The sequence below is a fragment of the Corallococcus sp. AB045 genome, assembly GCF_003668895.1.
In the GTDB taxonomy this organism is placed as follows: Bacteria; Myxococcota; Myxococcia; order Myxococcales; family Myxococcaceae; genus Corallococcus; species Corallococcus coralloides.
Genome location: NZ_RAWN01000152.1, coordinates 1 through 24,299 on the forward strand (window position 1 = coordinate 1; position 24,299 = coordinate 24,299).

Genomic DNA, 24,299 nt, shown 5'->3' on the forward strand with positions numbered 1-24,299 from the left:
GGGCCCGGCCCGCATCCAGCGTGGAGGGCAGGTCCACCCAGCGCACGTCGGAGGTGCGCAGCCCCGCCCGCGCCAGCACCCACAGTGCGAAGTAGTGCGACGAGCCGCCCGGATACACGCCCACCCGCTTGCCGCGCAGGCTGGCCAGGTCCGGCACGCCCACCGCCGCCATGGCCTCCTGGCCCCGGCTGCGACCCACGAGCATCACCGTGCGCGGAGCCGCGTCCCTCAAGGTCGGCGCCCACGACGCGAGCCGGTCCACCGACAGGGCCGCCATGTCCACGCCGCCGTTCTCCGCGCCCACGGACAGGGCCTGCTTCAGCTCCTCCTCCCGGGCGAAGAGCACCGCACGGGCGTCCAGGGCATAGGCCGTCTTGAGCAGCCCCTGCGCGGCGCCCGGGGGCGTGGCGGGGTTGTCCAGGGTGGTGGCGCCGCCGGTGGCCACGAGCAGCGCGGAGGCGGAACCGCGCGGGGTGAAGCCGATGAGCACGGGCCTGAGCGGCACCGACGCCACGTCCGCCACCGGGGCCGCGACGCCCGCCGGGAAGTCGCCCGGGGACAGCCGCACCGCTTCACGGGTGGAGGGAAAGAAGCGCGCCTGCAGGCGGTCGAGGTAACCCGCCCGCGAGGCGAACACGTACCCCGCGCCCAGGACGCAGAGCGCGAGGAAGAGAAAGAGGCCGGGTCCGCGGTGCAGCTTCATCCGTGTGCGCCGGCCCCTTTCATGGGGGGAGACCTACTTGATCTCCACCTTCTTGCCGATGGTCTTTTCCGGACCGGCGCCCACGTCCGACACCGGCGCGGGGCTGTCCAGCAGGCCCATCTCCATCTTGAACTGCTTCACCAGCTCGTCGCCCTGGATCTTCTCCGCCTCTTCCTCGATGGCCGCGGCCTGGTGGTCCACCGACTCCAGCGCCATCTGCATGCGCGCCTCGTTGATGGCCGTCTTCTCCTGGACCTTGCGGAGCATCTCGTCGTGCGTGGAGTCCACGCCCGCGACGGTGAAGGACTCCATCGTGTCGGCGACCTTCGCCTGCCACTTGGCGCGCCGCGCGTCCCGGACGGCGTTCATCGCCTCCTGGGTCTTGCGGTCCTTCTCGCGCATGAACGCCTTCTTGACGTTCAGGGCCTTCTCATAGGCCTGCTTCGCGATGTCCAGCTGCTGCTGGTTGCGCGCGAGGGCTTCCTTCTCCCCCTGGAGCTTGGTCGCGTAGGTGCCGGCCAGGTCGTCACGGCCCGCCTGGATGGCGGCCTTGACCTTGGCGGTCAGCTCCCGCACGTCCTGCTGGTACTTCATGTTCTCCTTCTCGAGCAGCGTCACATTCGCCCGGACCATGGCGATGGACTCGTTCATCTTGGGGACCTGATCGTTCAGGTCACGGATGTTCTGCTCGAGAATCAGCTCCGGATCCTCGATGGAGGAGACGAAGAAGCCCGCGAAGCTCCGCATCGCTCTCTTGAATCGCTGCCACATGTCGGCTCTCACCTCCGCCTGTGCGTAATTCCAGTCACCTTACACGAACTCCGACGCCCACAAGCATCCGGCCGCAAGGCGCGTGTCACCGTGACTACGCCCGCCCGGAACGGATGATTGCCCCCAGAACAGCTACCGCCTGGCCACCGCCCGCCAGCCCGGCCGGGTCCAGGGCCACCTGTCGGCCCCCGCCCGCCACTCCCTGTCCCTTAAAGGGGCCACCCGGGGTCGCGAAAGACGCTGTGGCCATGAACTTGCCGGGTGGGGAGGAAGCGGGGAAAACAACCGTGTCGCATGGAACCAACCCCTCCCGTTGCCTTTGAAGACGAGCTCGCGCGGGTGGTGGCCGCCCAGCGCCGGCGCGTCGTGGGCGCGGGGGCGGCGGTGCGGCTGGTGGGCACGGTCGTGTTCTTCGCCGTCAGCCTGGGGCTGTGGCTGACGGGCGCCCGGGACTGGGCCCACTACCCGCCCCTGCTGCTCTGCTATGGCGGCGTGGTGGCGCTGCTGTTCGCGCTGCGCTCCAGGCCCCTGACGAAGCAGCTGGGCATCGTGCAGTCGCTGGTGGACGTGGGGCTGGTGTTCGGCCTCCAGCAATTGGCCCTGCCGGTGTCGCCCTTCCCCGCGGGCGTGGCGGGCTTCAGCCTGGGGCTGTTCGCGCTGGTGGTGGCGCTGTCCGGCCTGGAGCTGATGCCCTGGCTCGTCTACGGCACGGCGGGGCTGGCGTCGCTGACCCAGGCCGTCCTGATGCACCAGGCGGGCGTAGGCCCGGGCGCCATGGCCGTGGCGGCGGTGACGCTGGTGCTGGTGGCGGCGGTGAGCCACTACGGCACCGGGAGGCTGCGGCAGTTGGCCATGGACCTGTCGCACGCGGAGGTGGCCCGGCAGTTGGAGGCCCGCCGCACCCACGACGTGGAGGACGCCCACCGCACCATCGAGCGGATGCTGGCGGAGGCCCACGCGCGCAACGCCCAGTTGGAGGCGCTCCAGGCCCACCAGGAGCAGCTGATGCAGTTCCTGGTGCACGACCTGCGCTCGCCGCTGTCCGCCGTGACGCTGTCGCTGTCGTGGATGGAGCAGGAGCTGCCCATCGGCACGCCGATGGTGGAGTCCGTGCGCACGGGCCTGGCCGTCACCGCGCGCCTGGACCGGATGATCTCCGACCTCTTGGACGTGCCCCGGCTGGAGCAGGGCCCGCTGTCCCCGCGCAAGCAGGCCTTCCCGGTGGCGCCCCTCTTCGACGAGGTGCGCCGCTCGCTGGATGGCGCGGCCCGGCTGCGCAAAATCAGGCTGGAGCTGTCGTCCCCTCCGGGCTTCCAGCTGGTGGGCGACGCGGGCCTGCTCATCCGCGTGGTGGAGAACCTGGCGACCAACGCGCTCCGCTACGCCCCGTCTGGCGGGCGGGTGCGCCTGGAGGCGGGTGAGGCGGAGGGCTTCCAGTGGCTGGCGGTGCGCAACGACGGCATCGCCATTCCGCCGGAGGCGCGCGAGTCCCTCTTCGACAAGTACGTGCAGGGCCACCGCGAGAAGGAGGGCCGCCGGGGCTACGGCCTGGGGCTGTACTTCTCCCGGCTGGCGGCGGAGGCCCACGGCGGGCGGCTTGCGGTGGAGGACGCGGAGGGCTGGTCCACGTCCTTCGTGCTGCGCCTGCCACGCGTGCAGCCGACCTCGCAGCCGTCCCTGGATCCGACGGCCGCCTGGCGCCGCTAGGACGCCTTCAGCTTCGCGCGGGCGAAGAGCTTCGTGGCCTGCGTGCGGGCGTTGGCCAGCACCGCGTTCGCGTCCAGCGTCGTCAGCTCGCCCTCGCGCAGCACCAGCTTGCCGTCGATGAGCACGTGCGACACGTCCGTGGAGCGCGCCGAGTACACCAGCGGCCCCGTGACGTCCTCCGGCAGCGGGCAGAAGTGGAAGCCGCGGGTGTCCACCACGGTGAGGTCCGCGCGCTTGCCGGCCTCCACGGAGCCCACCTCGTCCTCCAGGCCCAGGGCGCGCGCGCCGTGCAGCGTGGCCATCTCCAGGACGTGCATGGGCGTCATCGCCACCGGGCCCACACGCGGGTTGTGCAGCACGGACGCGAGCCGCATCTCGTGGAACAAATCCAACGTGTTGTTGCACGGGGCGCCATCCGCCCCCAGCGCCACGGGGATGCCGTCCTTCAGCAGCTCCGGCACGCGCGCGTAGCCCGACGCGAGCTTCAGGTTGGAGCCCGGGCAGTGGCACACCACCGTGCCGGACTCGCGCAGCAGGCGCTGCTCCTCACCCTCCACCCACACGCAGTGGGCCAGGGTGACCTGGGGGCCGGTGAGCCCCAGCCCGTGGAAGAAGGCGATGTTGTCCTGGCCCGTCACCTGGCGGACCACGTCCGTCTCCGTGCGGTTCTCGCTGGCGTGCGAGTGGATGCGCACGCCCTTCTCCCTCGACAGCCGGCCCACTTCCCGCAGGAGTTCCGGCGAGCAGGACAGGGCGAAGCGCGGCGCGAACGCGTAGCGCAGGCGGTTGTCGTGGGTGCCGTGCCAGCGCTCCATCAGCGCCAGGCTCTCCGACAGGGAGTCCGCCGTCGTCTCACGCAGGCCGGCGGGCACCTCCGCGCCGGAGTCCATCATCGCCTTGCCACCGACGAGCCGGAAGCCGCTGTCACGCGCGGATTCGAAGACGGCGTCGTAGTGGTGCACGGTGCCCATGTCGAGCGCCGCCGTGGAGCCGGAGCGGATGAGCTCCGCGAAGGTGAGGTCCGCGCTGGCGCGCAGGGACGCCGCGTCGTGCGCCGCCTCCATGGGCCAGATGCGCTCCTTCAGCCAGTCGAGCAGCTCCCGCTTGTCCGCGTGGCCGCGGAACAGCGTCTGGCAGGCGTGCAGGTGGCCGTGGATGAGGCCGGGCATCACCACCTGCCCGGTGAGGTCCAGGACGCGGCGGGCGCCCTTCACCTTCAGGCCCCGGCCCACCTTGGCGATGCGCCCGTCCTGCACGAGCACGTCCGCGCGAGGCAGCACCTCGCGGTCGCGGTTCATGGTGACGACGGTGGCTCCAGTGAGAAGCAAGTCCACGTGAGAGAGGTCCTAGAGGAAGGAACGGGTGAAGGCGTGCGGCAGCAGCTCGCTGAGCGGGTAGCGCGCCTCCTGCCCGTTGAGGGTGCGGCTTCGCACCGGAAGGTCAGGCCCGGCGAACTCCGCCATCACCTGGCGGCACATGCCGCACGGGGGACAGGGCTCCGGGGTGTCCACGACGACGGCCACCGCCACCGGCTTCTCGCGGCCCTGGGCCACGCCCGCGGCGAACGCGTTGCGCTCCGCGCAGACGGTGAGGCCATAGGTGGCGTTCTCCACGTTGCAGCCGGCCACGATGGAGCCGTCCGCGTACAGCACGGCGGCCCCCACGGGGAACCTGGAGTACGGCACGTGCGCGCGCTGACGCACCCGCAGGGCCTCCTCAAACAGCCGCTCCCAGGGAATCTCGTCCGCCATGCCGCCCTCCTTCGCGAAGGCGCCGTCCACCGGCGCCCGCGTCCATCCGGGGATGCCCTAGCGGGCGCCCCGGGGTTCATCCTTGCTCTGGTCGTCCAGGTGCCGGGCGATGGCGAGCTCCAGCTCCACCGGCAGCTCCAGGAAGCGCACGCGCACCACCGGGCCCGTCATGCCGGCCTTGGGGGGCAGCACCTCGCCGCGCACCTGCACCTCTTCCAGGGACGGGGGGAGCGCGAAGCGCACCTCCACGGTCTGGCCCGGGTCCAGCGCCTCTCCCACCCATCCCACGCCGCCCAGGGACAGGTCCCCCGCGCGGTCCAGGAAGGCTTCCGTCCCCTCCCGGCGGACCTTCAGACGCATGGGGACGCGGGGCGAGTCGCGCCGGTCCTCTCCCGTCCTGGTGTCCTGGTTCTCGTTCTGCTCGGACATCGCCGTCGTCTCCCTGCCGCTGCTGCTCTCGTATCCCACCCGGGTCGCGTTCCACCACCGCCCCGGGTCCCAGGCCGGCGCATCATACGCGGGCCCGTCTACCCAGTTGCTCCTGAAAATGCATCCCCCAGGGTGCTCCGGCGCCCGCTCAGGCCCCCGTGGCGCAGAACTGCTCGTAATCGATGAGCTCCACCTTCGCTCCCGGCGCGCACACCGGGCACTCCGGGTCGCGGCGCAGTTTGAGCTCCTGGAAGCGGGTGCCCAGCGCGTCGAAGGTGATGAGCCGCCCCACGAGCGACTCCCCCACCCCGAGCAGCAGCTTCAGGGCCTCCGTCGCCTGGAGCATTCCGATGAGGCCGGGCAGCACGCCCAGCACGCCGGCTTCCGCGCACGACGGCGCCAGCTCCGGCGGAGGCGGCGCGGGGTAGAGGCAGCGGTAGCAGGGCCCCTGTCCGGGCAGGAAGGTGGTCACCTGCCCCTCGAAGCGGAACACGGAGCCGTGGATGTTGGGCTTGCCCATCAGCACGCACGCGTCGTTGAGCAGGTAGCGCGTGGGGAAGTTGTCCCCGCCGTCCAGCACCAGGTCGAAGTCCGCGAGGATGCGCTCCACGTTGGCGGTGGTGAGCCGCGCCTGGAACGGCACCACCTTCACGTCCGGGTTGAGCGCCTCCAGGGCGGCCTTCGCGCTCTGGACCTTGGGCTGGCCCCGGCGCTCCAGGGTGTGCAGCACCTGGCGCTGGAGGTTGCTCAGGTCCACCACGTCCGCGTCCACCACGCCCAGCGTGCCCACGCCCGCCGCCGCCAGATACAGCGCCGCCGGAGAGCCCAGCCCGCCCGCGCCCAGCAGCAGCACCTTTGACTTGAGCAGCCGCGCCTGTCCCTCCTCCCCCACCTCCGGGAGGATGAGGTGGCGGCGGTAGCGCTCCTTCTGCTCGGCGGAGAGGACGACGGGCTTCTCCACCGGGAGGGCCGCGTCACTCCAACGGTTGTAGCCGCCCGCGAGCGAGGACACGCGCGTGTAGCCCATCTCCCGCAGCGTCCGGGCCGCGAGCGCGGACCGGGTGCCGCCCGCGCAGTAGAGGACCAGCTCCTCGTCGCGGTCCGCCTTCTCCTCGATGCGCAGCTCCAGGTACCCGCGCGGGATGTGCACCGCGCCGGGGAGCCGGCCACCCGCGTATTCGTCGGCCTCGCGCACGTCCACGAGCTTCACCTTCGAGCCCGAGCCCAGGAGCGTGTGGACGTGCTCATGGGAGACCTCGCGGATCTCCTTCTTCACTTCCGACAGCAGGTCGCGGAACGTGGAGGCCATGGGGATTGCGTAACTACTCCAGACGCTCCAGCACCAGCGGGCGGGCCGCGGGCGCCCGGTCGCCGAACTGGTAGGCCGCGAGCAGCCGCGCCTTCACGCCCTCCACCGGACCGGCGTCGTTGTAGTGCACCTGCACCACGGGCTCGCCCTGCTTCACCGCGTCGCCCACCTTCTTGAGCAGCGTGAAGCCCACGGCCGGGTCGATCTTGCTGTCCACCCGCTGCCGGCCCGCGCCCAGCGCCACCGCCGCCAGACCCACGCCCTCCGTGTGGATACCGGAAACGAAGCCGTCGCGAGGCGCCACCACGTCCGTCGTGGCCTTCGCCGTGGGCAGGAGCGAGTAGTCGTCGATGGAGCGCGGGTCTCCGCCCTGCGACTGGACGATCTCCTTGAGCTTCTTGATGGCGCTGCCGTCCTCCACGGAGCGGCGCAGCATCCCGCGCGCCTCCTCCACCGTGGCGGCCTTCTTGCCCAGCACCAGCATCTCCGCCGTCAGGGCGTAGGTGATCTCGGTGTAGTCGTCGGGCGCTTCACCCCGGAGCATGTCCACGGCCTCGCGGACCTCCAGGGCGTTGCCCACCTGGCGGCCCAGGGGCTGATCCATGTCCGTGAGCAGGGCCACGACCTTGCGGTTCATCTCCGCGCCCAGGCCAATCATGGTGCGGGCCAGCACGCGCGCGTCGTCCGCCGTCTTCATGAAGGCGCCGCTGCCCACCTTCACGTCGAGCACCAGCGCGTCGATGCCCTCCGCCAGCTTCTTGCTCATGATGGACGACGCGATGAGCGGGATGCAGTCCACCGTCGCCGTCACGTCGCGCAGCGCGTAGAGCTTCTTGTCCGCGGGGGCCACCTGGGCCGTCTGGCCGATGAGGCAGCACCCCACCTCGCGCACCAGCCGGCGGTAGTCCGCGGTGGACAGGTTCACGTTGAAGCCGGGGATGGACTCGAGCTTGTCCAGGGTGCCGCCGGTGTGGCCCAGGCCGCGACCCGAAATCATGGGCACGGGCACGCCGCAGGCCGCCGCCAGGGGCGCCAGGCTCAAGGACACCTTGTCGCCCACGCCACCGGTGGAGTGCTTGTCCACCTTGATGGCCGGCGTGTCGGAGAGGTCCAGCACCTCACCGGAGTGGAGCATGGCGCGGGCCCACGCCCCCAGCTCCCGGGAGTCCAGCCCCTTGAAGAAGATGGCCATGCACATCGCGGCCATCTGGTAGTCGGCCACGGTGCCGGCGGTGTACGCCTGGATGAACGCCTGGATGTCGGACGGGTCCAGCTTTCCGCCGTCGCGCTTGGCCTTGATGAGTTCGTAGGGTTGCACGGGGCAAGGCCATAGCAGGAAGTCCCCACTCCATGCACTCCCCTCGCAGGAAAGGGAAAGCCCCGGCGGCATCTGGTAGATACCTGCCCCCATGATGCTCCGCCGACTCCACGTGCTCGCCCTGGCCGCGCTCCTGTGCGCCTGTTCCAAGAAGTCCGAGGACGCCCCCAAGGCCCCCTCCCAGACTTCCACCGCCACGAAGCCCCCCGAGGGAAAACCCGTGGTCGTGGGGCTCGTCATCGACGTGGGCGGCCGGGGTGATCACTCGTTCAATGACGCGTCCCTGCGCGGCCTGGAGCTGTGGGCCGCCGGCAAGAAGTACGAGGGCGGCAAGTACGTGGACGCCCCCGCTGGCGAAGTGCGTCAGTCCATCTCCTCCGACCTCGCGGCGCTCGCACCGGAAGTGAAGCCGCTGCCGATCCAGCCGCTGGTGCTCCAGAGCAAGGCGCAGGAGGACTACGCCCCCAACCTCCAGCTGCTCGTGGAACAGGGCGCGAAGCTGACCATCGGCAACGGGTACCTGCTGGCCAACGCGGTGCGCGACGTGGCCACGGAGAACCCGGAGGCGAAGTTCCTGCTCATCGACAGCCAGCTGCTGGACGCGCAGGGCAAGCCCAAGTCGCTGCCCAACGTGCGCACGGTGCTGTTCAAGGAGCAGGAGGGCAGCTTCCTGGTGGGCGCGCTGGCGGGGCTCGTCACGAAGACGAACAAGGTGGGCTTCGTGGGCGGCATCGAGGTGCCCCTCATCAAGCGCTTCGACGTGGGCTACCGCGCGGGCGTGCGCACCACGAACGCGAAGGCGGCGGACGCGCTGATGGCCGTGTACACGGGCAGCTTCAACAGCGTGTCCGCGGGCAAGGAAGTGGCGCAGGACCTCATCGCCAAGGGCGCGGACGTCATCTTCCACGCGGCGGGCACGGACGGCCTGGGCGTCATCCAGGCGGTGAAGGAGGCGCGCGCGGCGGGCAAGACGGTGTTCGCCATCGGCGTGGACTCGGATCAGTCGCACCTGGCGCCGGACGCCATCCTCACGTCCATGGTGAAGCACAGCGACCTGGCCGTGTACCAGGCGGCGAAGGAGCTGGTGGACGGCAAGCTGACGGCGGGTGAGCAGGTGCTGGGCCTGAAGGAGAACGGCGTGGGCATGGCGGACGTGCGCGTGGAGTTCCCGGGCAAGGCGGAGGCGCTCCAGAAGGTGGAGACGCTGCGGCAGCAGATCCTCGCCGGGAAGATTGTCGTGCCGGGCACGCAGGCGGAGCTGTCCTCCTTCCAGGTCGCGCAGCCCTGATTTCCCTCCAGCACATCGCGAAGCGCTTCGGGTCGTGCGTGTCCCTGGAGGACGCGTCGCTGGACATCGTCCCGGGGGAGCTGCTCGCCGTGGTGGGCGAGAACGGCGCGGGCAAGTCCAGCCTGATGAACGTGCTCTACGGGCTCTACCACCCGGACGCGGGCACGTTCCTGATGGACGGCAAGCCGGTGCGCTTCAAGAGCCCGCGCGACGCCATCGCGAAGGGCATCGGCATGGTGCACCAGCACTTCATGCTCGTGCCCACGCTGACGGTGGCGGAGAACGTGGTGCTGGGCCGCGAGCCCACGAAGCGCGGCCTGCTGGACCTGGACCGCGCCTGTGACGAGGTGGCGGCCACGGCGAAACGCTTCGGCTTCCAGTTGGATCCGCGGGCCCGCGTGGACACGCTCACGGTGGGCTCGCAGCAGAAGGTCGAAATCGTCAAGGCGCTGCACCGGGGCGCGCAGGTGCTCATCCTGGATGAGCCCACCGCCGTGCTCACGCCGCAGGAGTCGGACGAGCTGTCGCAGGTGATGCGCGGGCTGGTGGCGCAGGGCCGCACGGTGGTGCTGATCAGCCACAAGCTGAAGGAAGTGCTGGGCGTGGCGGACCGCGTGGCGGTGATGCGCCGGGGCCGCACCGTGGCGGAGGTGCGCGCCAGTGAGACGACCGTCTCCGCGCTGGCCGCGCTGATGGTGGGTGAAGGTTCCAAGGGCGCCGCGATGACGGGCGTGCCCGCGACGGCCGTCGCGACCACTGGCCTGTCGGGCACCGGCACCACCGGCGCGACGGAGGCGCGGCCTCCCGCGCCCGTTGAACCGGACGCGCTCACGACTTCGACGGGCCCGGTCGTGCTCGAAGCGAAGGACCTGCGGGCGACGGGCGACAACGGCCGTCCGGCGCTCCAGGGCGTGAGCCTCACCGTGCGCGAGGGCGAAATCGTCGGCATCGCCGGGGTCGACGGCAACGGACAGCGCGAGCTGGCCGAAGTCCTCACGGGCTTGCGCAAGCTGGACGGCGGCGAAGGCATGCTGCTCGGTGGTCCCCTGGCGGGGCTCACCCCGGCGGTGGCGAAGGCGCGCGGCGTGGGCCACGTCCCCGAGGACCGCCTGGCCCGCGCGGTGGTGAAGGCGATGACGGTGGAGGAGAACGTGGCCCTGGGCCGGCACCGTCAGCCGCCGTTCGCTCGCGGGCCGTGGGTGGATTTCAAGGGCCGCCGCGAGCGCACGAACCAGTTGCTGACCTCTTACGACGTGCGCCCGAACGACCCGGTGGTGGCGCTCCAGGCGCTGTCCGGCGGCAACCAGCAGAAGGTCGTGGTGGCGCGCGAGCTGGACGCGGATCCGAAGCTGCTCGTCGTCGTGCAGCCCACGCGCGGGCTGGACATTGGCGCCGTGGCGCAGGTGCATGAACGCCTTCGTGACGCGAAGGCGCGGGGTGCGGGAGTGGTGATGGTGTCGCTGGACCTGGAGGAGGTGCTGGCCCTGTCCGACCGCGTCTATGTCCTCTACGAGGGCCGCGTGACGGGGCACTTCCCGCGCAAGGACCTGGACGAGCGCGAGCTGGGCCGCCGAATGCTGGGCGCGGAGGGAAGCCATGGGTGAGCGGACGCGGCAGGTGCTGCCGTCGGTGCTCTCCGTGCTGCTGGCGCTCGCGGTGTGCTGGCTGCTCATCGCCATCACGCGCGACGTGGACACCGCCACGCGCGCCTATCTCCAGATGCTCTGGGGTGGCGTGGGCAACTGGCCCGCCTTCCTGGACGGAGGCAGCACCACCACCGTGGTGCGCCCCCTGGGCGAGGCCGCGATGAAGGCCGCGCTGCTCACCCTCACCGGCCTGTCCGTGGCGGTGGCCTTCAAGGTGGGCCTGTTCAACATCGGCGCGCAGGGGCAGATGATCTGGGGCGCGCTGGCCGCGGCGCTCGTGGGCGCGCACGTGTCGCTGCCCGGCGTGCTGCACGTCCCGCTGGCCCTCATCGCGGCGGCGGTGGCGGGCGCGGCGTGGGCGAGCATCGCGGGCGTGCTGAAGCTCAAGCGCGGCGTGCACGAGGTCATCTCCACCATCATGCTCAACTGGGTGGCGGTGAGCCTGGTGGACAACTGGCTCGTCATCGGTCCGCTGCGCGCGGTGGCCGAAGGCGCGTCGTCCATCACCGGCACCGCTGAAATCCTGCCCACCGCGCAGCTGCCCCGGCTCCTGGGTGATAGCTCGCGCCTCAACCTCGGCTTTCCTCTGGCGCTCGCCGCGGCGCTGGGCGTCTGGGTGTGGCTGACCCGCATGCGCTCCGGCTACGAGACGCGCGCCGTGGGCCTCACCCCGGAAGCGGCCCGCGCCGCCGGCATCCCCACGCTGTGGCGCGCGGGCGGTGCCATGGCGCTCGCGGGCGCGCTGGCGGGCCTTGCCGGCGCGGTGCTGGTGCTGGGCACGGAGGGCCGCTATCCGGGCTCGCTGGGAGCCCCGTACGGCTTCGACGGCATCGCCATCGCGCTCATCGGCAACAACCACCCGCTGGGCGCGGCGCTGTCCGCGGCCGTCTTCGGCATCCTGCGCGCGGGAGGCACGCGCATGCAGCTGCTGGGCGTGCACAAGAGCTTCCCGGAGCTCATCCAGGGCTTCGCGCTGCTCTTCGTCGCCGGCCGCATGGTGTGGCTCGCCCTGCTGGCGCGGCGTCAGAAGCGGGCCCAAGCCCCGGCCCAGGGGCCGGCCCAGGCCGGAGCGGAGGTGCCCCGTGTTTGAGGTGCTCCACTCGCTCCTCTTCTCCACCCTGGACGCGGCCCCCGCCCTGGTGTTCGCCGCGCTGGGAGCCATGCTCTCCGAGCGCGCTGGCGTGGTGAGCGTGGGCGTGGAGGGCATGATGCGCACCGGCGCCTTCTGCGCGGCGGTGGCGGCGCTCGTGATGCCCACGCCGCTCGCGGTGGGGGTGGGCATGGCCGGGGGCGCGGGCATCGCCGCGGTGCATGGCTTCCTCAGCATCCGCTGGCGGTCGGACCAGGTCGTCTCCGGCATGGCCCTCAACCTGGTGGCCATGGCCGGAGGCACCTACCTGCTGGAGTCGTTCTTCGGCCCCAACGGCACGCCCTCCATCACCCAGCTGTCGCGCTGGAACGTCCCGGGCCTGTCCCAGGTCCCACTGCTGGGCGCGCTGTCCGGCCACGCGGCGCCCACGTACCTGGCGCTCACCCTGCCCTTCGTCTTCCACCTGCTCCTGTCGCGTACGCCGCTGGGCCTGCGCCTGCGCGCCGTGGGCGACAAGCCACACGCGGTGGCCACGCTGGGCCTGTCCGTGCCCGCCCTGCGCTGGGGCGCGGTGCTGGGCGGCGGAATGATGGCGGGCCTGGGGGGCGCGGTGCTGTCCACCACCGTCCTGGACCGCTTCGAACAGCACACGCCCTCGGGCCTGGGCTTCATGGCCCTGGCCGCCATGGTCTTCGGCCGCTGGACGCCCCTGGGCGCCTTCGCCGCCGCGCTCTTCTTCGCCGCCGGCAACGCGTTGAGGATCGGCCTGGCCTCCAGCGCTCCCTGGCTCCTCGACCTGGTTCCCCAGGGCTTCCTGCTCGCTCTGCCCTACCTGTTGACCCTCCTCGTCCTCGCCCTCCAGGGCCAGCGGGGCCATGCCCCCGCCGCGCTGGGCGTTCCGTTCGAGCAGGAATCCCGCTGACCATTTTGAGAGGGAAAGGGTAATCCTGGACCCGGGTCGCAAATCACTTTTGGTCAGGTTCGACCTGCCAAATCTGAAGCGCTCACCTGCCCTGATGCGTCTGGTCATTGTCCGGCGGGCCGCCAACCCCCTGACCTTATTGGATCACGCTTTTCGGACTTTCCAGTGTGGGCTGATCTGCCGTTGGGTGGACGTCCGGCATGCCGCTGGCATGGGAGTGTGACCATGTCGGATTGCGTAGCGGATACCGAGCAGGCGCAGCATCCAGGCCTGAGCGGTTCCGGGACGCGGTCCCCCGGGTTCGGGGCAGCGCCTGCGGGCGTTGGCCGATCCGGTTTCCAGGCTGGGGTGGCATGAACATGCAGACGACGGGAACAGGCTCGACGTCACCCCAGCGCCCGCGGGTCATCGCGGTCGACGTGGAGTCCGGCGGAATCGAGCGGGTGCGCTCCATCCTGACGCCGGCCGGCTACGACGTGCTGCCCGCGCGAGGGACGACGGCCGCGCTGGAGGCGGTGTCGCGCCACTCCGCGGACCTGGTGCTGCTGGACGTGGAGCGGGCCCGCACGGTGGGCCTGGCCGCGTACCGGCGCCTTCGCGAGGAGCTCTCCCCGCCGCAGTTCCCCATCCTCATGCTCACGCCTTCCGCGGACCGCCAGACGCGCCGCGAGGTGATGGAGGCAGGTGTGGACGACTTGCTGACGACTGAACCGCTGGACCCGCTGGAGCTGAAGGTGCGCGTCCACACCCTGCTGGAGCTCAAGGCGCACCGCGAGCAGGGCGGCCTCCAGGAAGTGCTCCAGGACCCGCGCACGCGTTGGGTGCGCATGGAGCGCCTGGCCCGCGTGGGCACGCTGGCCGCGGACCTGGCCACGCAGATGGACCAGCTGGGCGTGGGCCTGCAGCGGGCGCTGGAGCACGTGCGCGCCCGCGCCGCCCAGGGGCTGCCGCCGGACTCGGAGGAGCTGCTCAAGCTGGGCGTGGCGGGCGAGCAGATGCGCCTGCACGGCCAGCACCTGCTGTCCCTGGGCCCCACGGGCCCCAAGGACATCCAGCGCTTCGACCTGCGGGAGGTGGTGCCGGAGGTGGTGTCGCGCCTGCGCGCCGCCGGGCGCCTGGGCCGTGCGGACGTGCGCGCGGTGCTGCCGGAGGACCCCATCGCCGTCGTCTTCAACCGCCGTCAGGTGGAGCAGGTGGTGACGGAGCTGGTCTGCAACGCGGTGGACGCCGTGGAGGACGTGAAGGACCGGCCGCGCGTGGTGCAGGTGGGCGTGGAGATGCCGGACATGTTCGGCGAGTTCGGCCCCCAGCTCTTCGTGAAGGACACCGGCATCGGCATCTTCGAGGACGAGCTGCAGGCCATCTTCTCGCCGTACTACACGACCAAGGCCCCGGAGAAGAGCGTGGGCCTGGGCCTCACGGTGGCGCGCACCCTGGTGGAGAGCATGGGCGGCAAGCTGACCGTGAAGAGCCGCGTCAACCTGGGCAGCACCTTCACGGTGGAGCTGCCCGAGCAGACGTCGTCCTGGTAGCCGCTTGAAAGCCACCACACGGGCGGGGAACACGTCCCCGCCCGCGTGACGCCGGCTAGAAGCGGTAGGCCACGCCCGCCAGCGCTTCCATCGTGAAGTAGCTGTCGTCGAAGCGCGGGACGATGGAGGGCCCCAGCCGCAGGTTGAAGTTCACGTTGAGGTTGTTGTTCACGTAGTACTCCAGGCCGCCTCCGAAGAGGATGGGGATGACCGGCCCGATGCCCTCGCCGAAGTAGACGTTGAACGGCACGTCGAGGCCGGCGTTGATCATCAGCGCGCTGCCCACGGGGATGCCCACCACGAACGCCACCGGCAGCGCCATGCCGAACATCGTGTTTCCCCGGGGGAAGTAGACGAACGGCCCCGGCTGGAAGGTGACGCCGAAGGACACCTTGTCCGTCCGGGCGATCATCACCCGCAGCCAGCCCTGGAGCTTGAGGCCCGCGTCGGACGCGTCCACCAGGCCCTCACGGCCCCAGTTGAAGCTGAACTTGCCGCCGATATCGACGTTGTCCGAGCCGCCGTGGAGCAGGCCCAGCGACAGGCCCGGGAAGCCGATCTGCGCACTGAACACGTTGCGGCCCGAGCCGACGGTCTCCGCCGCCAGCAGGGACCAGCCCTGACCGCGAGCCATCGCGGTGCCGGGAACGGCCAGGAGCACGGCCAGGAGGAAACCAGGAATCAAGCGCTTCACGAGGTTCCTTTCAGCGAAGGGCCGCGGCACGGGAGCCACGACCCGTTGGGTTGAGTTGAAGGGTGATTCATGACTCAGGCCGGCTGGCCGCGCTCGCGGGCCAGGGCCAGGAAGGCGTCGATGAGGGCAGCCAGCTTCGCCTCCGCGCGCTGGCGGGCCTGGGGGAGCGGCTCGCCGGGGGCGGGCGTCTCCTTGTGCTCGAAGTAGTATTTGATCTTCGGCTCGGTGCCGGAGGGGCGCAGGGTGACGCGGCCGCCGCCCTCCAGCGCGAAGGCGACGACGTTGGACGGAGGCAGGCCGCCCTCGCCCTTCTGGTAGTCGCGCACGGCGCTCACCGGGGTGCCGCCGATGTTCGCGGGCGGCGACGCGCGGAAGGCCTGCATGATGGCGCGGATGGTCTGCGCGCCGGCCGCGCCGGGCAGCGTCACGTTGCGCTGGGCGCCCACGTGCAGGCCGAAGCGGCGCTGGATCTCTTCCAGGTAGCCCAACACCGTCACGCCTCGCGCCTCGCACCACGCGGCCATGTCCGCGACCACCAGGGCCGCGCCCACGCCGTCCTTGTCGCGCGTGGCGGTGCCCACGGTGTAGCCGAGCGCCTCCTCGTAGCCGAAGACGAACTGCGTGCCTTCCTTCGCCGTGCGCTCCAGGGCGCGGTTGGCGATCCACTTGAAGCCGGTGAGCACCTCGTCGTACGCGGCGTCCAGCCCGCGCGCGATTTCGCCCAGCTGCGTGGAGGACACGATGGTGGTGACGACGTGCGGGCGCGCGCGCTTCGTCCCCTGCGTGAGCACGTAGTGGCCCAGGAGCACGCCGACTTCATTGCCGGTGAGCAGGCGCAGCTTCCCGGAGGCATCCCGCGCCATCACCGCCAGCCGGTCCGCGTCCGGGTCGTTGGCCAGCACCACGTCAGCCTTCACGCGCTCGGCAGTGGCGATGGACAGGTCCATGGCGCCCGGCTCTTCGGGGTTCGGGAAGCGCACGGTGGGGAAGCGGCCGTCGGGCTGCTGCTGCTCGGCCACCGGCGTCACGCGCGGGAAGCCCGCCTCCTTGAGCGCGAGCGCCGCCCACGCGCCGCCCACGCCGTGCATGGCGGTGTAGACGATGGACAGCGTGTCACTGCCCTTGCGGTACAGGCGCAGGTCCAGGATGGCGCGCAGGTACGCGTGGCCCACGTCCTCCGGAAGGTCGCGCCACAGCCCCTTCGCGCGGCCTTCAGCGGGCGTGAGCAGGGGCACTTCATTGGCGGGCTCCACCTTCGCGATGGTGTCCGCGATGCCCACGTCCTGCGGCGGGACGATTTGAGCGCCGTTGCCCCAGTAGACCTTGTAGCCGTTGTACTCGGGGGGGTTGTGGCTGGCGGTCACCATCACCGCCGCGGCGGCGTTGAGGTGCAGCACGGCGAACGCGGTGACGGGCGTGGGCACCGGCTCCGGGAAGACGTGCGCGGGGATGCCCTCCGCGATGAACACGGCGGCGGTGTCCTCCGCCAGCTCCTTGCTCAGGCGGCGGGCGTCACGGCCCACCACCACGCCGCGCGTGGTGACGTCCGGCACGGTGGCCTTGAGGTAGCGCGCCAGGCCCGCGGTGGTGCGGCGCACGACGGCGCGGTTCATCCGGTTGGGGCCGGCGCCCAGCACGCCGCGAAGGCCGGCGGTGCCGAACTCCAGGTCCTGCGCGAAGCGGTCCGCCAGGTCCGCCCAGTCCGACGTCGCGAGCACATTGGCCAGCTCCGCCTGGGTCTCCGGATCCGGATCCGCCTTGCGCCAGGCCTCCGCCCGCTCCCTGAGTCCGGTCGTGTCCATCGCGCGTTGCCTCGTGGTTGAAGAGGGGCGTTCAGCCCTTGTAATCGGTGAGGTGCTTGCGGCGCACCGGCCCCTTGGGGCCATCCTTGTTGTTCTGACACGCGACGCAGAACTCCGCGTAGGGCATGGCCTTCAGCCGGCCCATGGGAATCTCGTCGCCGCACTCCTCGCACTCGCCGAAGGAGTCCGGGTCCTCGCGCAGCTTGCCCAGGGCCTTCACCACGCGCGCCAGCGTGCCGTCCGTGTTGCGGTTCCGGCTGGAGGCGATGGCCTGCATCATCTCGTTGAGGGGCTGCTCGTCCTCGTCGCCGCCCACGCGCGCCTCGTCGGTGCGGTTGGGCTCGATGCGCATGGGCGTCTTCCCGGTCAGCTCCGCGTGGAGCGCGAGCAACTGCTGCAGGAAGTCCTCTCGCTGCTTCGGGGTCACGGTGCGTGCTCCGGCAAGGTCAGTACTGCGCGGTGGAGATCTGCCCGGTGACGATGGCCACGGACGCGGAAGCACCCAGGCGGTTGGCGCCCGCGCGGATGAGCTTCACGGCGTCCTCCGCGGAGCGCACGCCGCCGGAGGCCTTCACGCCCACCTCGTCGCCCACCACCGCGCGCATCAGCTCGATGTCCTTCACCGTGGCGCCGCCGGGCCCGAAGCCGGTGGACGTCTTCACGAACGCGGCGCCCGCGGCCTTGGACAGCGCGCACGCGACGACCTTCTCCTCGTCCGTGAGGTGGCCCGTCTCCAGGATGACCTTCACGGGGATGGGGTGGCTGGCCTCCACCACTGCGGCGATGTCCTGGTGCACGCGCTGGTAATCGTGCGCCTTGAGCGCGCCCAGGTTGAGCACCATGTCGATTTCACGCGCGCCCGCGCGGATGGCCTCGCGCGCCTCGAAGGCCTTCGCGGACGACAGCGCGGCGCCCAGGGGGAAGCCCACCACGGCGATGGGCACGGCGGTCGCGCCGGCCAGCACGCGCGCGGCGGTGGCCACGTGGCAGCTGTTCACGCACACGGTGGCGAAGCCGTACTGGCGGGCCTCCTCGGCCACGCGCACCACGTCCTCGGCGCGCGCTTCCGGCTTGAGCAGCGTGTGGTCGATGTACGGGGCCAGGTCCGAGGCCTTCACGAGGGTGGCCGGGTCCACGCGAGCGGTGGCGGTCTTCACTCCGGGCGGGCGCGGGGCTTCCGGATTCAGGACGGCGGCGGGCGCGGGCGGCGCCGCCTCCTGCTGGAGCTTCCAGGCGTGCAGACGATGACGGGCCTGGTCGACCAGCTCTTCCAGGACGGTGAAGAAGGCTTCGGCGTCGGACGGCATGCCGCGCCCCTTAGCCCACTAACGGCCCTCGGGGAAGCGCTCGCGGGAGGTGGGGGCGCCCGGTCAACGCACGGGGTGCCGCGAAGGGGAGCGGGGCTGTAGAGTTCCAACCCGTGAAGGTCTTCGCGCGACTGCTCGCACTCCTTGTCCTCTTCCTCGCGGCGGTGCCGGGCTACGCGGCGGCTCCCGCGGCCCTGCCCTCCCCTGCCCCGGGCCGGCTCTCGGTCTACTTCCTCGACGTGGGCCAGGGGGACGCGGCGCTCATCGTGTCGCCCACGGGCAAGACGGTGCTCATCGACGGCGGGCCTCCAGAGGCCGGCACGCGGCTGGCGGCGCGGCTGCGCGAGCTGGTGAAGGGCCCGCTGGACCTGGTCATCCTCACCCACCCGCACCTGGACCACCTGGGCGGGCTGCGCGCGGCGGTGAAGGCGGTGGGCGCCCGGCGCTTCATGGACCCCGGCTTCGACCACCCGAGCGAGGCGTACCGCGACCTGCTGGACTTCGTGGGCCGCGAGGTGGGCCAGGTGATGAGCCCGGAGCCCAACCCCAACGCGCCCCAGACGCTGCTCACCGTGGGCCTGGGCGAAGGCGTGGCGCTCACCGTGCTCTGGCCGCGCGTGCCCCAGGAGGCGTTCCTCGCGAACACGCGCTCGGACGCGAACGCGAACTCCATCGTCACCAAGCTCACCTATGGGAAGACGGCGTTCCTCTTCACGGGGGACTCGGAGCCGCCCACGGAGGAGGTGCTGCTGCGGAAGCCCGTGGACCTCACCGCCACGGTGCTGAAGGTGGCGCACCACGGCGGCAAGCACTCCTCCACCGCGGCCTTCCTGGAGCGCGTGAAGCCGCAGGCGGCGGTCATCTCCTGCGGCGCGGGCAACGACTACGGCCACCCGAGCCCGGAGGTCCTGGGCCGCCTGCGCGACGTGCGCACCCGCACCTTCCGCACCGACCAGGACGGCGAGGTGCTGGCGGTGAGCGACGGCACCACCGTGACGCTGCGCTCGACGAAGGGCACCGCCGGGGCCGCGAGCCTCTCCGGCACGCAGCAGGTGGGAGGCCCGGTGGCGCTCGGCCCCATCGAACCCACGCCCCACGGCCGCTCCGGCCGCTCCACGGAGAAGGAGCCGGAGCCCGGCGCTTCCCGGACACGGAAGCCGGTGGAGCCCACGTCGCCCACGGGCACGTCCGAAGCCACGGGCGAGCGCTACGTGTCGCTCAAGGGCAGCAAGGTGTTCCACCGCGAGAGCTGCAAGACCCTGAAGCGCTCGAAGAACGAGCGCACCGTCTACACAAGCCGCGCCGACGCCCTGCGTGAGCGCCGCCCCGCCGAGGATTGTCATCCATGAAGGCCCGCATCGCGCTGGGAGTGGGGCTGCTGCTCGCCTCCCTGGCCTGTCAGCAGCAGCCGTCCGCGCCGCCCGCGCAGAAGCCCCCGGAGAAGTCGCGCTACTTCGGCGGCGCGCCGGACGGGAAGCTGCACGTGTACTTCTTCGACGTGGGCGCGGGGGAGGCCGCGCTCATCGTCACGCCGCGGGGCAACACGGTGCTGGTGGACTCCGGGCCCGCTTCCGCCGAATCGCACCTGGTGAACCGGCTGCCGGAGCTGCTGCGCCGCGAGCTGGACCTGGTGGTCCTCACCCAGCCGGATCCGAAGCACCACGGCGCGCTGGAGGCGGTGCTCAAGCGCGTGGGCGCGCGGCGGTTGATGGAGCCGCAGTTGCCGGACACGTCCAAGGCCTACGACGCGCTGCTGACGGCGGTGGGCTCGCGAGGGGTGCAGATCCTCTCGCCCGCGCCGCCGTCGTCCGCGCCCAAGGAGCTGGTCCGGCTGACGCTGGAGGACGGGGTGAACCTCACGGTGCTCTGGCCCCGGGCGCCCGCGGAGCCGCTCTTGAAGGAGGCCCCGGACGCGGAGGGGCGCAACGCGGCGAACTCCATCATGCTGCGCCTGACGTACGCCGACACGTCGGTCGTCTTCGCGGGCGGCGCGCGAGGAGAGACGGAGGCCCGGCTGCTGGAGCGCGGGCTGTTGTCCTCCGCCACGCTGCTGAAGGTCGCCTCGCCCGGCGTGGAGGGGGCGAACTCGCAGGCGTACCTGGAGGAGCTGCGGCCGCAGGCGGCGGTGATCAGCGGGGATGACAGCCTGGGCAAGAGCCCGAAGGTGAAGGAGCTCCTCGCGCGCCTGCGCGGCGTGGACTCACGGGCCTTCCGCACGGACGTGAACGGAGAGGTGCACGCGGTGAGCGACGGCAAGCAGTTCGAGCTGTCGCTCCAGCGTCCGACACCGGGGGAGCCCGGCGGCACGCGGCGCGTCTTCCCGGGGTTGGATCCGCGCCCGGCGCTGGTGCGGACGGCGAAGCCCGCGCCCGTGGTGAAGCCGGCGCCCACCGAACCGCCGCCCGCCATCCGGACGGAGCCCGCGCGGGTCGTCGAGGCACCGCGTGACAGCAAGGCCCGCGTCAGCAACGTGACGGACGTGGATGACCTGCCCGTCGCGCGCAAGGGCACGCGGACGGTGGAGGCCCCTCCGAAGGCGGTGCGCTCCTCCTCCAGCGCCAGCACGTCCATGACGGGCAACTACATGGCGAGCAAGAACAAGCGCATCTTCCACAAGTCCACCTGCCGGAGCGTGAGGCTCATCAAAGATGAGAACCTGCTCACGTGGAGCACGCGTGACGCGGCGCTGAAGTCGGGCCGCGAGCCCGCGGGAGACTGTCACCCGTGACGAAGAAGAAGACGAAGGCCCGGTCCAGGGCGACGGTGGACCGCATCGAGGACGACGTCGCCGTGCTGGTGGTGGACGGCCAGCAGGTGACCCGCGCGCTGGACACCCTGCCGCCCGGCGTGCGCGAAGGGGACGTCGTGGACCTGGAGACGGGGACGGTGGACGCCGAAGCCACCGAGTCCCTGCGCGCCGACGTCCGCGCCGCGAGGGAACAGGCGATGCGCGGCAAGAAGCCGCCCGCGGGCGACTTCGACCTCTGAACCGAAGCGTCCTGCTCGACGTGCCGGAGCACCCGGCCGGAGCAGGACGTGGCGGGAGGGCCTGCCCACCGCGTCGCGCGGAAGCAGGCCCACCTCACACGTGGGCTACGGCGTGGAACCTTCCGCCGGAGCCGTGGCCTCGCCACCCGCCGCGGCGCCCTGCGGCGGTGTCGCGGGCTCAGCGGCGGCCGGAGGAGGCGCCACGGGTTCGGCGGCGCCCGTAGGAGCGGGAGCGGCCTGACGCGGGGCCGGAGCCGGGGGCGGAGCCTTGCCGGTCACCTTGTTGACCATGTCCGCGAGGGCGGGAGGCAGCATGCCCGCCGCGGACAGGCCGAACAGCGCCACCACCGGCAGGACGATGAGCAGCACCAGCACCAGCGCCACCACCTTCAGCGGGCTGCCACGGCGGGCCGGCACCACCGGACGCTTGCGCGCGGCCTTCGAGTCCTGCACCTGACGCGCGTCCTCTTCCTCCTCGTCGTCGCGAGGGTCTTCGCGCGTCTCGTCCTGACCGGGGTCCTCCTCGTCCGAGCCGTCGCCCCGGTTACCGGGCAGGTCCAGGTCGGAGAACAGCTCGTTGAGGGGCGCGCCGCTCGCCGCGGGGGCGTCCTCCACGGGCGGCGCCATCGCGCGGCGCGGGGCGGGCGTGGGCACCGGGGCGGGCGCAGCGCGGTTGTTGCCGAAGAGCGTGCCCTCCTCCTCGTCGCCGTCGCGCTCGAAGCCGCCGTCGTCCTCGGACGGGCCGGGCTCGTTCTCCGCGTAGAAGGGCTGCTGGGGCTCCGGCTCGCGGCGGGCGGGCGCGGCGCGCGCAGGCGGCGCGGCGACCACGGGCGGCGGCTCCGGGGGCGGAGGCGGCGGCTCCGGCGCTGCGGCGGGCGCGAGCAGCGCGGCCAGCTCCGGGATGTCCGAACCGCGCTTCCAGTCCGGCATGCCCTGGCGCCAGAAGAAGCTGCGCGCGCTGATGGTGCCCGCGGCCATCCACTCGGCCACGGCCGACTCGTCCAGCGGGCCCTCCTGCTTGTTGCGCACCATCACGAACCACGGTGCCCCGGCCGTCTGGCGGGGAGGCGCGGTGCGCGTGGGCTCATCGTCCCAGGGTGTCTGGGGGGCCGACGCAGGAGGTTTGGCCAGGGGCGCGGGAGCTGCCACGGCGGCCACCGGTGCCGGAGCGGGCGCAGGCGCGGGCGCGGCGGCGCCTCCCGCCAGCGAACGCTCCTGGGCCCGGATGCGCTCCACGTCGGCGAGCGACACCACGCGGGTGCTCTCCTCCTCGGCGGGCCCTTCCACGGTGATGACGTTCTGGCAGTTCTTGCAACGGACCTTGACCGTCTTGCCGCGGACCTTCTCGTCCGCAATGGAGTACCGCTTCTGGCAATTGTCGCAGGTGAAGTTCAAAGGGGGCGTCCGGCTCTCGGGGGAAACCGGCGGGGATGCTACCGCCAGAAATCTCCCACGCAAACACACGGTTGACTCTGTTCTTCGGCCCAACTATTCAGCCGCCCTCGGTTTCACTCCAGGCTTCTACGAGGGTGGCGCATGCCGGCGAAGGATCTCGGAACCAAGCACTCGTGCTTCAAGTGCGGGACGAAGTTCTACGACATGAAGAAGCCGGACCCCATCTGCCCCAAGTGCGGGGCGGATCAGCGGGAGAACGTGGTCGCCAAGCCCACCGAGGGTCGGCGTGGCCGCCTGGCCGCCGCTCCGAAGGTCATCGAGCCCGAGCCCGAGGAGACGCCCGCGGCCGAGGAGGACGAGGAGAACCTCGACTCCTTCAGCGATGACGAGGACGCCGAGGCCACCACCGAGACCTCCGAAGAAGACGACCTGTAAGGGTCGCCCTCACACGCTTGCCGCATCAGGGGTCCCCCGAGCTGCTCGGGCGGGCCCCGTTGCCGTTTCCGCGCTCCCACCGGGCTCAAAAACGGCCTGCCCGGAGACGGGAGCCCCTCCCCAGGGGCCCACACCGCTCCGGGACGTGACTTCTCAGGTACCGCTCAGGCGCTCGTGCGAGGACGCCAGCGACAGCTCGGTGAGCGCGCTCTCGATCTTCTCGTAGAGGTTGGGCCCCATCTCCTGCATGCCCACCGGCCGGGTGTCCTTGCGGCGCGCCCCCATGGGCAGGCGCTCCGCCTCCGCGGACACCGTGGATTGCTTCCTGGTCTGATGCATGACGACTCCCCCTCAGGCGGAAGTGTTGGCTTCCGAGAAAGCAATTTTGCCACCAAGACAGAAGTCTGAACAAGGGGCGTGCTTCCAGGCACTTATACGGAACCCCTGGCCGGCGATTTCGTTGCACCGGGGCCGGACGCGACAACCGTGTCAGGGGCGCCCTATTTCCCCGAGCCGGCCTGACGCAGTGCTTCCACGCCCCAGCTCTGATCGACCTGGACGGTCTCCCCGGCGCGGACGGTGACGGTCCGGGACGCTTCGGGCAGCCGGTCGTGCCAGAAGACGAGCGTGTGGGCCCCTTCCGGGACGCGCATCCGGAAGCGCCCGTCCGGGGCGGTGGTGGTGAAGTACGGGTGGTTGAAGGTGCGGACCACCGCGCGCATCCAGGGGTGCACGTCGCAGCGGACCTGGACGGTGCCGGGTTCGGCGGGCAGGGGGCGGCGCAGGGTCATGCCCTCCAGGGGCATGGCCACGTTGAAGACAGAACGGTTCGTCCCGGACTGGGCGCGCACGTTGTGCACCAGCGGGTCGGAATTGCGCAGCAGCAGCTCACCGCCGGCCTTCGCCGCGAGCGCGGGCGGCTCGTAGTGACACTGCTTCTGGTCCAGCACGGGCTGCGGCGCGGGTGTCTCCGGCTCGGCGAGCGAGGCGCCGTCCTGGAGCGAGACGACGGCGTGGGCCAGGGCGCCCTCACCCCCCACCACGAGCGAGCGATCCTCCGCCTGGTCGCCACACACGCTGGCGACGGTGGCGGTGGTCGGCGCGCTGGGGGCCTGGGGAGGCGTCCCGGTCAGCAGCACCCGCCCCTCGATTTCGCCCCACTTCACCGGCCCGGAGGGGCGCGGCGCGGCGGCGGCGGGAGGTGGCCTGGCC

23 protein-coding genes and 1 pseudogene are annotated in these 24,299 nt (G+C 71.5%); 10 read left to right on the forward strand and 14 right to left on the reverse strand.

All coding sequences use genetic code 11. The features are described 5' to 3' along the window. Together D7Y21_RS29325 and D7Y21_RS29330 are read right to left on the reverse strand one after the other, a co-directional pair. Nucleotides 1–703: pseudogene (locus tag D7Y21_RS29325) on the reverse strand (hypothetical protein); the annotation flags it as partial. A gap of 33 nt (nucleotides 704–736) precedes the next feature. Further along, nucleotides 737–1,474 carry a PspA/IM30 family protein gene (locus D7Y21_RS29330; protein ID WP_120528049.1) on the reverse strand — a complete coding sequence of 246 codons (738 nt, stop codon included), beginning with the start codon at nucleotides 1,472–1,474 and terminating at the stop codon, nucleotides 737–739. Between the two features lie 294 nt (nucleotides 1,475–1,768). Here D7Y21_RS29330 and D7Y21_RS29335 point away from each other — a divergent pair, with 294 nt between their 5' ends. Then, entirely contained in the window at nucleotides 1,769–3,181 is a 1,413-nt protein-coding gene (locus D7Y21_RS29335; RefSeq protein WP_121717087.1) for a sensor histidine kinase KdpD, read from the forward strand. Here D7Y21_RS29335 and D7Y21_RS29340 read toward each other — a convergent pair. From D7Y21_RS29340 to D7Y21_RS29360, 5 genes are all read right to left on the reverse strand, one after another. Continuing rightward, nucleotides 3,178–4,515 carry a 5'-deoxyadenosine deaminase gene (locus D7Y21_RS29340; RefSeq protein ID WP_120566739.1) on the reverse strand — a complete coding sequence of 446 codons (1,338 nt, stop codon included), beginning with the start codon at nucleotides 4,513–4,515 and terminating at the stop codon, nucleotides 3,178–3,180. The two genes, D7Y21_RS29335 and D7Y21_RS29340, sit on opposite strands and share 4 nt — an antisense overlap. 12 nt (nucleotides 4,516–4,527) lie before the next feature. Further along, nucleotides 4,528–4,932 carry a cytidine deaminase gene (locus D7Y21_RS29345; protein ID WP_121717101.1) on the reverse strand — a complete coding sequence of 135 codons (405 nt, stop codon included), beginning with the start codon at nucleotides 4,930–4,932 and terminating at the stop codon, nucleotides 4,528–4,530. A 57-nt stretch (nucleotides 4,933–4,989) separates the two neighbouring features. After that, the gene (locus tag D7Y21_RS29350) at nucleotides 4,990–5,400 is read right to left on the reverse strand and encodes a PilZ domain-containing protein (RefSeq protein WP_233612321.1); all 411 of its coding nucleotides are present in this window, start codon (nucleotides 5,398–5,400) and stop codon (nucleotides 4,990–4,992) included. Nucleotides 5,401–5,509: 109 nt separating this feature from the next. After that, the gene (gene moeB / locus D7Y21_RS29355) at nucleotides 5,510–6,670 is read right to left on the reverse strand and encodes a molybdopterin-synthase adenylyltransferase MoeB (RefSeq protein WP_121717089.1); all 1,161 of its coding nucleotides are present in this window, start codon (nucleotides 6,668–6,670) and stop codon (nucleotides 5,510–5,512) included. A gap of 13 nt (nucleotides 6,671–6,683) precedes the next feature. Further along, on the reverse strand, nucleotides 6,684–7,988 hold the full coding sequence (locus D7Y21_RS29360; RefSeq protein WP_120566735.1) for a thymidine phosphorylase: 1,305 nt from the start codon (nucleotides 7,986–7,988) through the stop codon (nucleotides 6,684–6,686). Nucleotides 7,989–8,082: 94 nt separating this feature from the next. Between D7Y21_RS29360 and D7Y21_RS29365 the strand changes: the two genes are divergently transcribed. The 5 genes from D7Y21_RS29365 to D7Y21_RS29385 all read left to right on the forward strand — a co-directional run bounded on the left by D7Y21_RS29365 (nucleotide 8,083) and on the right by D7Y21_RS29385 (nucleotide 14,466). Next, nucleotides 8,083–9,276, forward strand: coding sequence for a BMP family protein (locus tag D7Y21_RS29365; protein WP_120566853.1), 1,194 nt, complete (start codon nucleotides 8,083–8,085; stop codon nucleotides 9,274–9,276). A gap of 38 nt (nucleotides 9,277–9,314) precedes the next feature. Continuing rightward, nucleotides 9,315–10,880 carry an ABC transporter ATP-binding protein gene (locus D7Y21_RS29370; protein WP_121717091.1) on the forward strand — a complete coding sequence of 522 codons (1,566 nt, stop codon included), beginning with the start codon at nucleotides 9,315–9,317 and terminating at the stop codon, nucleotides 10,878–10,880. Continuing rightward, complete coding sequence (locus tag D7Y21_RS29375; RefSeq protein WP_121717093.1) at nucleotides 10,873–12,012, forward strand: ABC transporter permease; 1,140 nt, start codon at nucleotides 10,873–10,875, stop codon at nucleotides 12,010–12,012. The genes D7Y21_RS29370 and D7Y21_RS29375 overlap by 8 nt, the downstream gene beginning before the upstream one ends. Beyond that, a complete protein-coding gene (locus D7Y21_RS29380) occupies nucleotides 12,005–12,934 on the forward strand; it encodes an ABC transporter permease (RefSeq protein ID WP_120566732.1) in 930 nt (309 codons plus the stop codon). The genes D7Y21_RS29375 and D7Y21_RS29380 overlap by 8 nt, the downstream gene beginning before the upstream one ends. 353 nt (nucleotides 12,935–13,287) lie before the next feature. Continuing rightward, nucleotides 13,288–14,466, forward strand: coding sequence for a sensor histidine kinase (locus D7Y21_RS29385; RefSeq protein ID WP_120566731.1), 1,179 nt, complete (start codon nucleotides 13,288–13,290; stop codon nucleotides 14,464–14,466). A gap of 55 nt (nucleotides 14,467–14,521) precedes the next feature. On the opposite strand, the gene D7Y21_RS29390 is transcribed toward D7Y21_RS29385, so the two are convergent. From D7Y21_RS29390 to deoC, 4 genes are all read right to left on the reverse strand, one after another. Then, nucleotides 14,522–15,160: a hypothetical protein gene (locus D7Y21_RS29390; protein WP_199735506.1), complete on the reverse strand. Its 639-nt coding sequence runs from the start codon at nucleotides 15,158–15,160 to the stop codon at nucleotides 14,522–14,524. A gap of 74 nt (nucleotides 15,161–15,234) precedes the next feature. Then, nucleotides 15,235–16,962 (reverse strand): phospho-sugar mutase, encoded by a 1,728-nt coding sequence (locus D7Y21_RS29395; RefSeq protein WP_121717097.1) that lies wholly within the window; start codon nucleotides 16,960–16,962, stop codon nucleotides 15,235–15,237. 31 nt (nucleotides 16,963–16,993) lie between these two features. Then, complete coding sequence (locus tag D7Y21_RS29400; protein ID WP_120566728.1) at nucleotides 16,994–17,389, reverse strand: TraR/DksA family transcriptional regulator; 396 nt, start codon at nucleotides 17,387–17,389, stop codon at nucleotides 16,994–16,996. 19 nt (nucleotides 17,390–17,408) lie between these two features. Further along, a complete protein-coding gene (gene deoC, locus D7Y21_RS29405; protein ID WP_120566727.1) occupies nucleotides 17,409–18,269 on the reverse strand; it encodes a deoxyribose-phosphate aldolase in 861 nt (286 codons plus the stop codon). Between the two features lie 113 nt (nucleotides 18,270–18,382). Between deoC and D7Y21_RS29410 the strand changes: the two genes are divergently transcribed. From D7Y21_RS29410 to D7Y21_RS29420, 3 genes are read left to right on the forward strand one after another with little or no spacing between them, the layout of a single operon-like run. Then, a complete protein-coding gene (locus D7Y21_RS29410) occupies nucleotides 18,383–19,618 on the forward strand; it encodes a ComEC/Rec2 family competence protein (protein WP_121717099.1) in 1,236 nt (411 codons plus the stop codon). After that, nucleotides 19,615–20,997 (forward strand): ComEC/Rec2 family competence protein, encoded by a 1,383-nt coding sequence (locus tag D7Y21_RS29415; protein ID WP_120566725.1) that lies wholly within the window; start codon nucleotides 19,615–19,617, stop codon nucleotides 20,995–20,997. The genes D7Y21_RS29410 and D7Y21_RS29415 overlap by 4 nt, the downstream gene beginning before the upstream one ends. Beyond that, entirely contained in the window at nucleotides 20,994–21,257 is a 264-nt protein-coding gene (locus D7Y21_RS29420) for a DUF3006 domain-containing protein (protein WP_120566724.1), read from the forward strand. The genes D7Y21_RS29415 and D7Y21_RS29420 overlap by 4 nt, the downstream gene beginning before the upstream one ends. Nucleotides 21,258–21,362: 105 nt before the next feature. Here D7Y21_RS29420 and D7Y21_RS29425 read toward each other — a convergent pair whose 3' ends face one another. Beyond that, nucleotides 21,363–22,652, reverse strand: a complete 1,290-nt coding sequence (locus D7Y21_RS29425; protein WP_120566723.1) for a GYF domain-containing protein — start codon at nucleotides 22,650–22,652, stop codon at nucleotides 21,363–21,365. A gap of 141 nt (nucleotides 22,653–22,793) precedes the next feature. Between D7Y21_RS29425 and D7Y21_RS29430 the strand changes: the two genes are divergently transcribed. Beyond that, complete coding sequence (locus D7Y21_RS29430) at nucleotides 22,794–23,087, forward strand: FYDLN acid domain-containing protein (RefSeq protein ID WP_120566722.1); 294 nt, start codon at nucleotides 22,794–22,796, stop codon at nucleotides 23,085–23,087. Nucleotides 23,088–23,240: 153 nt separating this feature from the next. Here D7Y21_RS29430 and D7Y21_RS29435 read toward each other — a convergent pair whose 3' ends face one another. Together D7Y21_RS29435 and D7Y21_RS29440 are read right to left on the reverse strand one after the other, a co-directional pair. Continuing rightward, nucleotides 23,241–23,426 (reverse strand): hypothetical protein, encoded by a 186-nt coding sequence (locus D7Y21_RS29435; protein WP_120566721.1) that lies wholly within the window; start codon nucleotides 23,424–23,426, stop codon nucleotides 23,241–23,243. A gap of 161 nt (nucleotides 23,427–23,587) precedes the next feature. Continuing rightward, the coding region (locus tag D7Y21_RS29440) for a carboxypeptidase regulatory-like domain-containing protein (protein WP_121717103.1) at nucleotides 23,588–24,299 on the reverse strand (712 nt) is incomplete at its 5' end.

Excerpts from the sequence above, each read along its gene's own strand:
- D7Y21_RS29330 (WP_120528049.1), bottom strand. The coding sequence starts at position 1,474 with ATGTGGCAGCGATTCAAGAGAGCGATGCGGAGCTTCGCGGGCTTCTTC.
- D7Y21_RS29335 (WP_121717087.1), top strand. The coding sequence starts at position 1,769 with ATGGAACCAACCCCTCCCGTTGCCTTTGAAGACGAGCTCGCGCGGGTG.
- D7Y21_RS29345 (WP_121717101.1), bottom strand. The coding sequence starts at position 4,932 with ATGGCGGACGAGATTCCCTGGGAGCGGCTGTTTGAGGAGGCCCTGCGG.
- moeB (WP_121717089.1), bottom strand. The coding sequence starts at position 6,670 with ATGGCCTCCACGTTCCGCGACCTGCTGTCGGAAGTGAAGAAGGAGATC.
- D7Y21_RS29365 (WP_120566853.1), top strand. The coding sequence starts at position 8,083 with ATGCTCCGCCGACTCCACGTGCTCGCCCTGGCCGCGCTCCTGTGCGCC.
- D7Y21_RS29375 (WP_121717093.1), top strand. The coding sequence starts at position 10,873 with ATGGGTGAGCGGACGCGGCAGGTGCTGCCGTCGGTGCTCTCCGTGCTG.
- D7Y21_RS29385 (WP_120566731.1), top strand. The coding sequence starts at position 13,288 with ATGAACATGCAGACGACGGGAACAGGCTCGACGTCACCCCAGCGCCCG.
- D7Y21_RS29395 (WP_121717097.1), bottom strand. The coding sequence starts at position 16,962 with ATGGACACGACCGGACTCAGGGAGCGGGCGGAGGCCTGGCGCAAGGCG.
- deoC (WP_120566727.1), bottom strand. The coding sequence starts at position 18,269 with ATGCCGTCCGACGCCGAAGCCTTCTTCACCGTCCTGGAAGAGCTGGTC.
- D7Y21_RS29415 (WP_120566725.1), top strand. The coding sequence starts at position 19,615 with ATGAAGGCCCGCATCGCGCTGGGAGTGGGGCTGCTGCTCGCCTCCCTG.
- D7Y21_RS29430 (WP_120566722.1), top strand. The coding sequence starts at position 22,794 with ATGCCGGCGAAGGATCTCGGAACCAAGCACTCGTGCTTCAAGTGCGGG.
- D7Y21_RS29435 (WP_120566721.1), bottom strand. The coding sequence starts at position 23,426 with ATGCATCAGACCAGGAAGCAATCCACGGTGTCCGCGGAGGCGGAGCGC.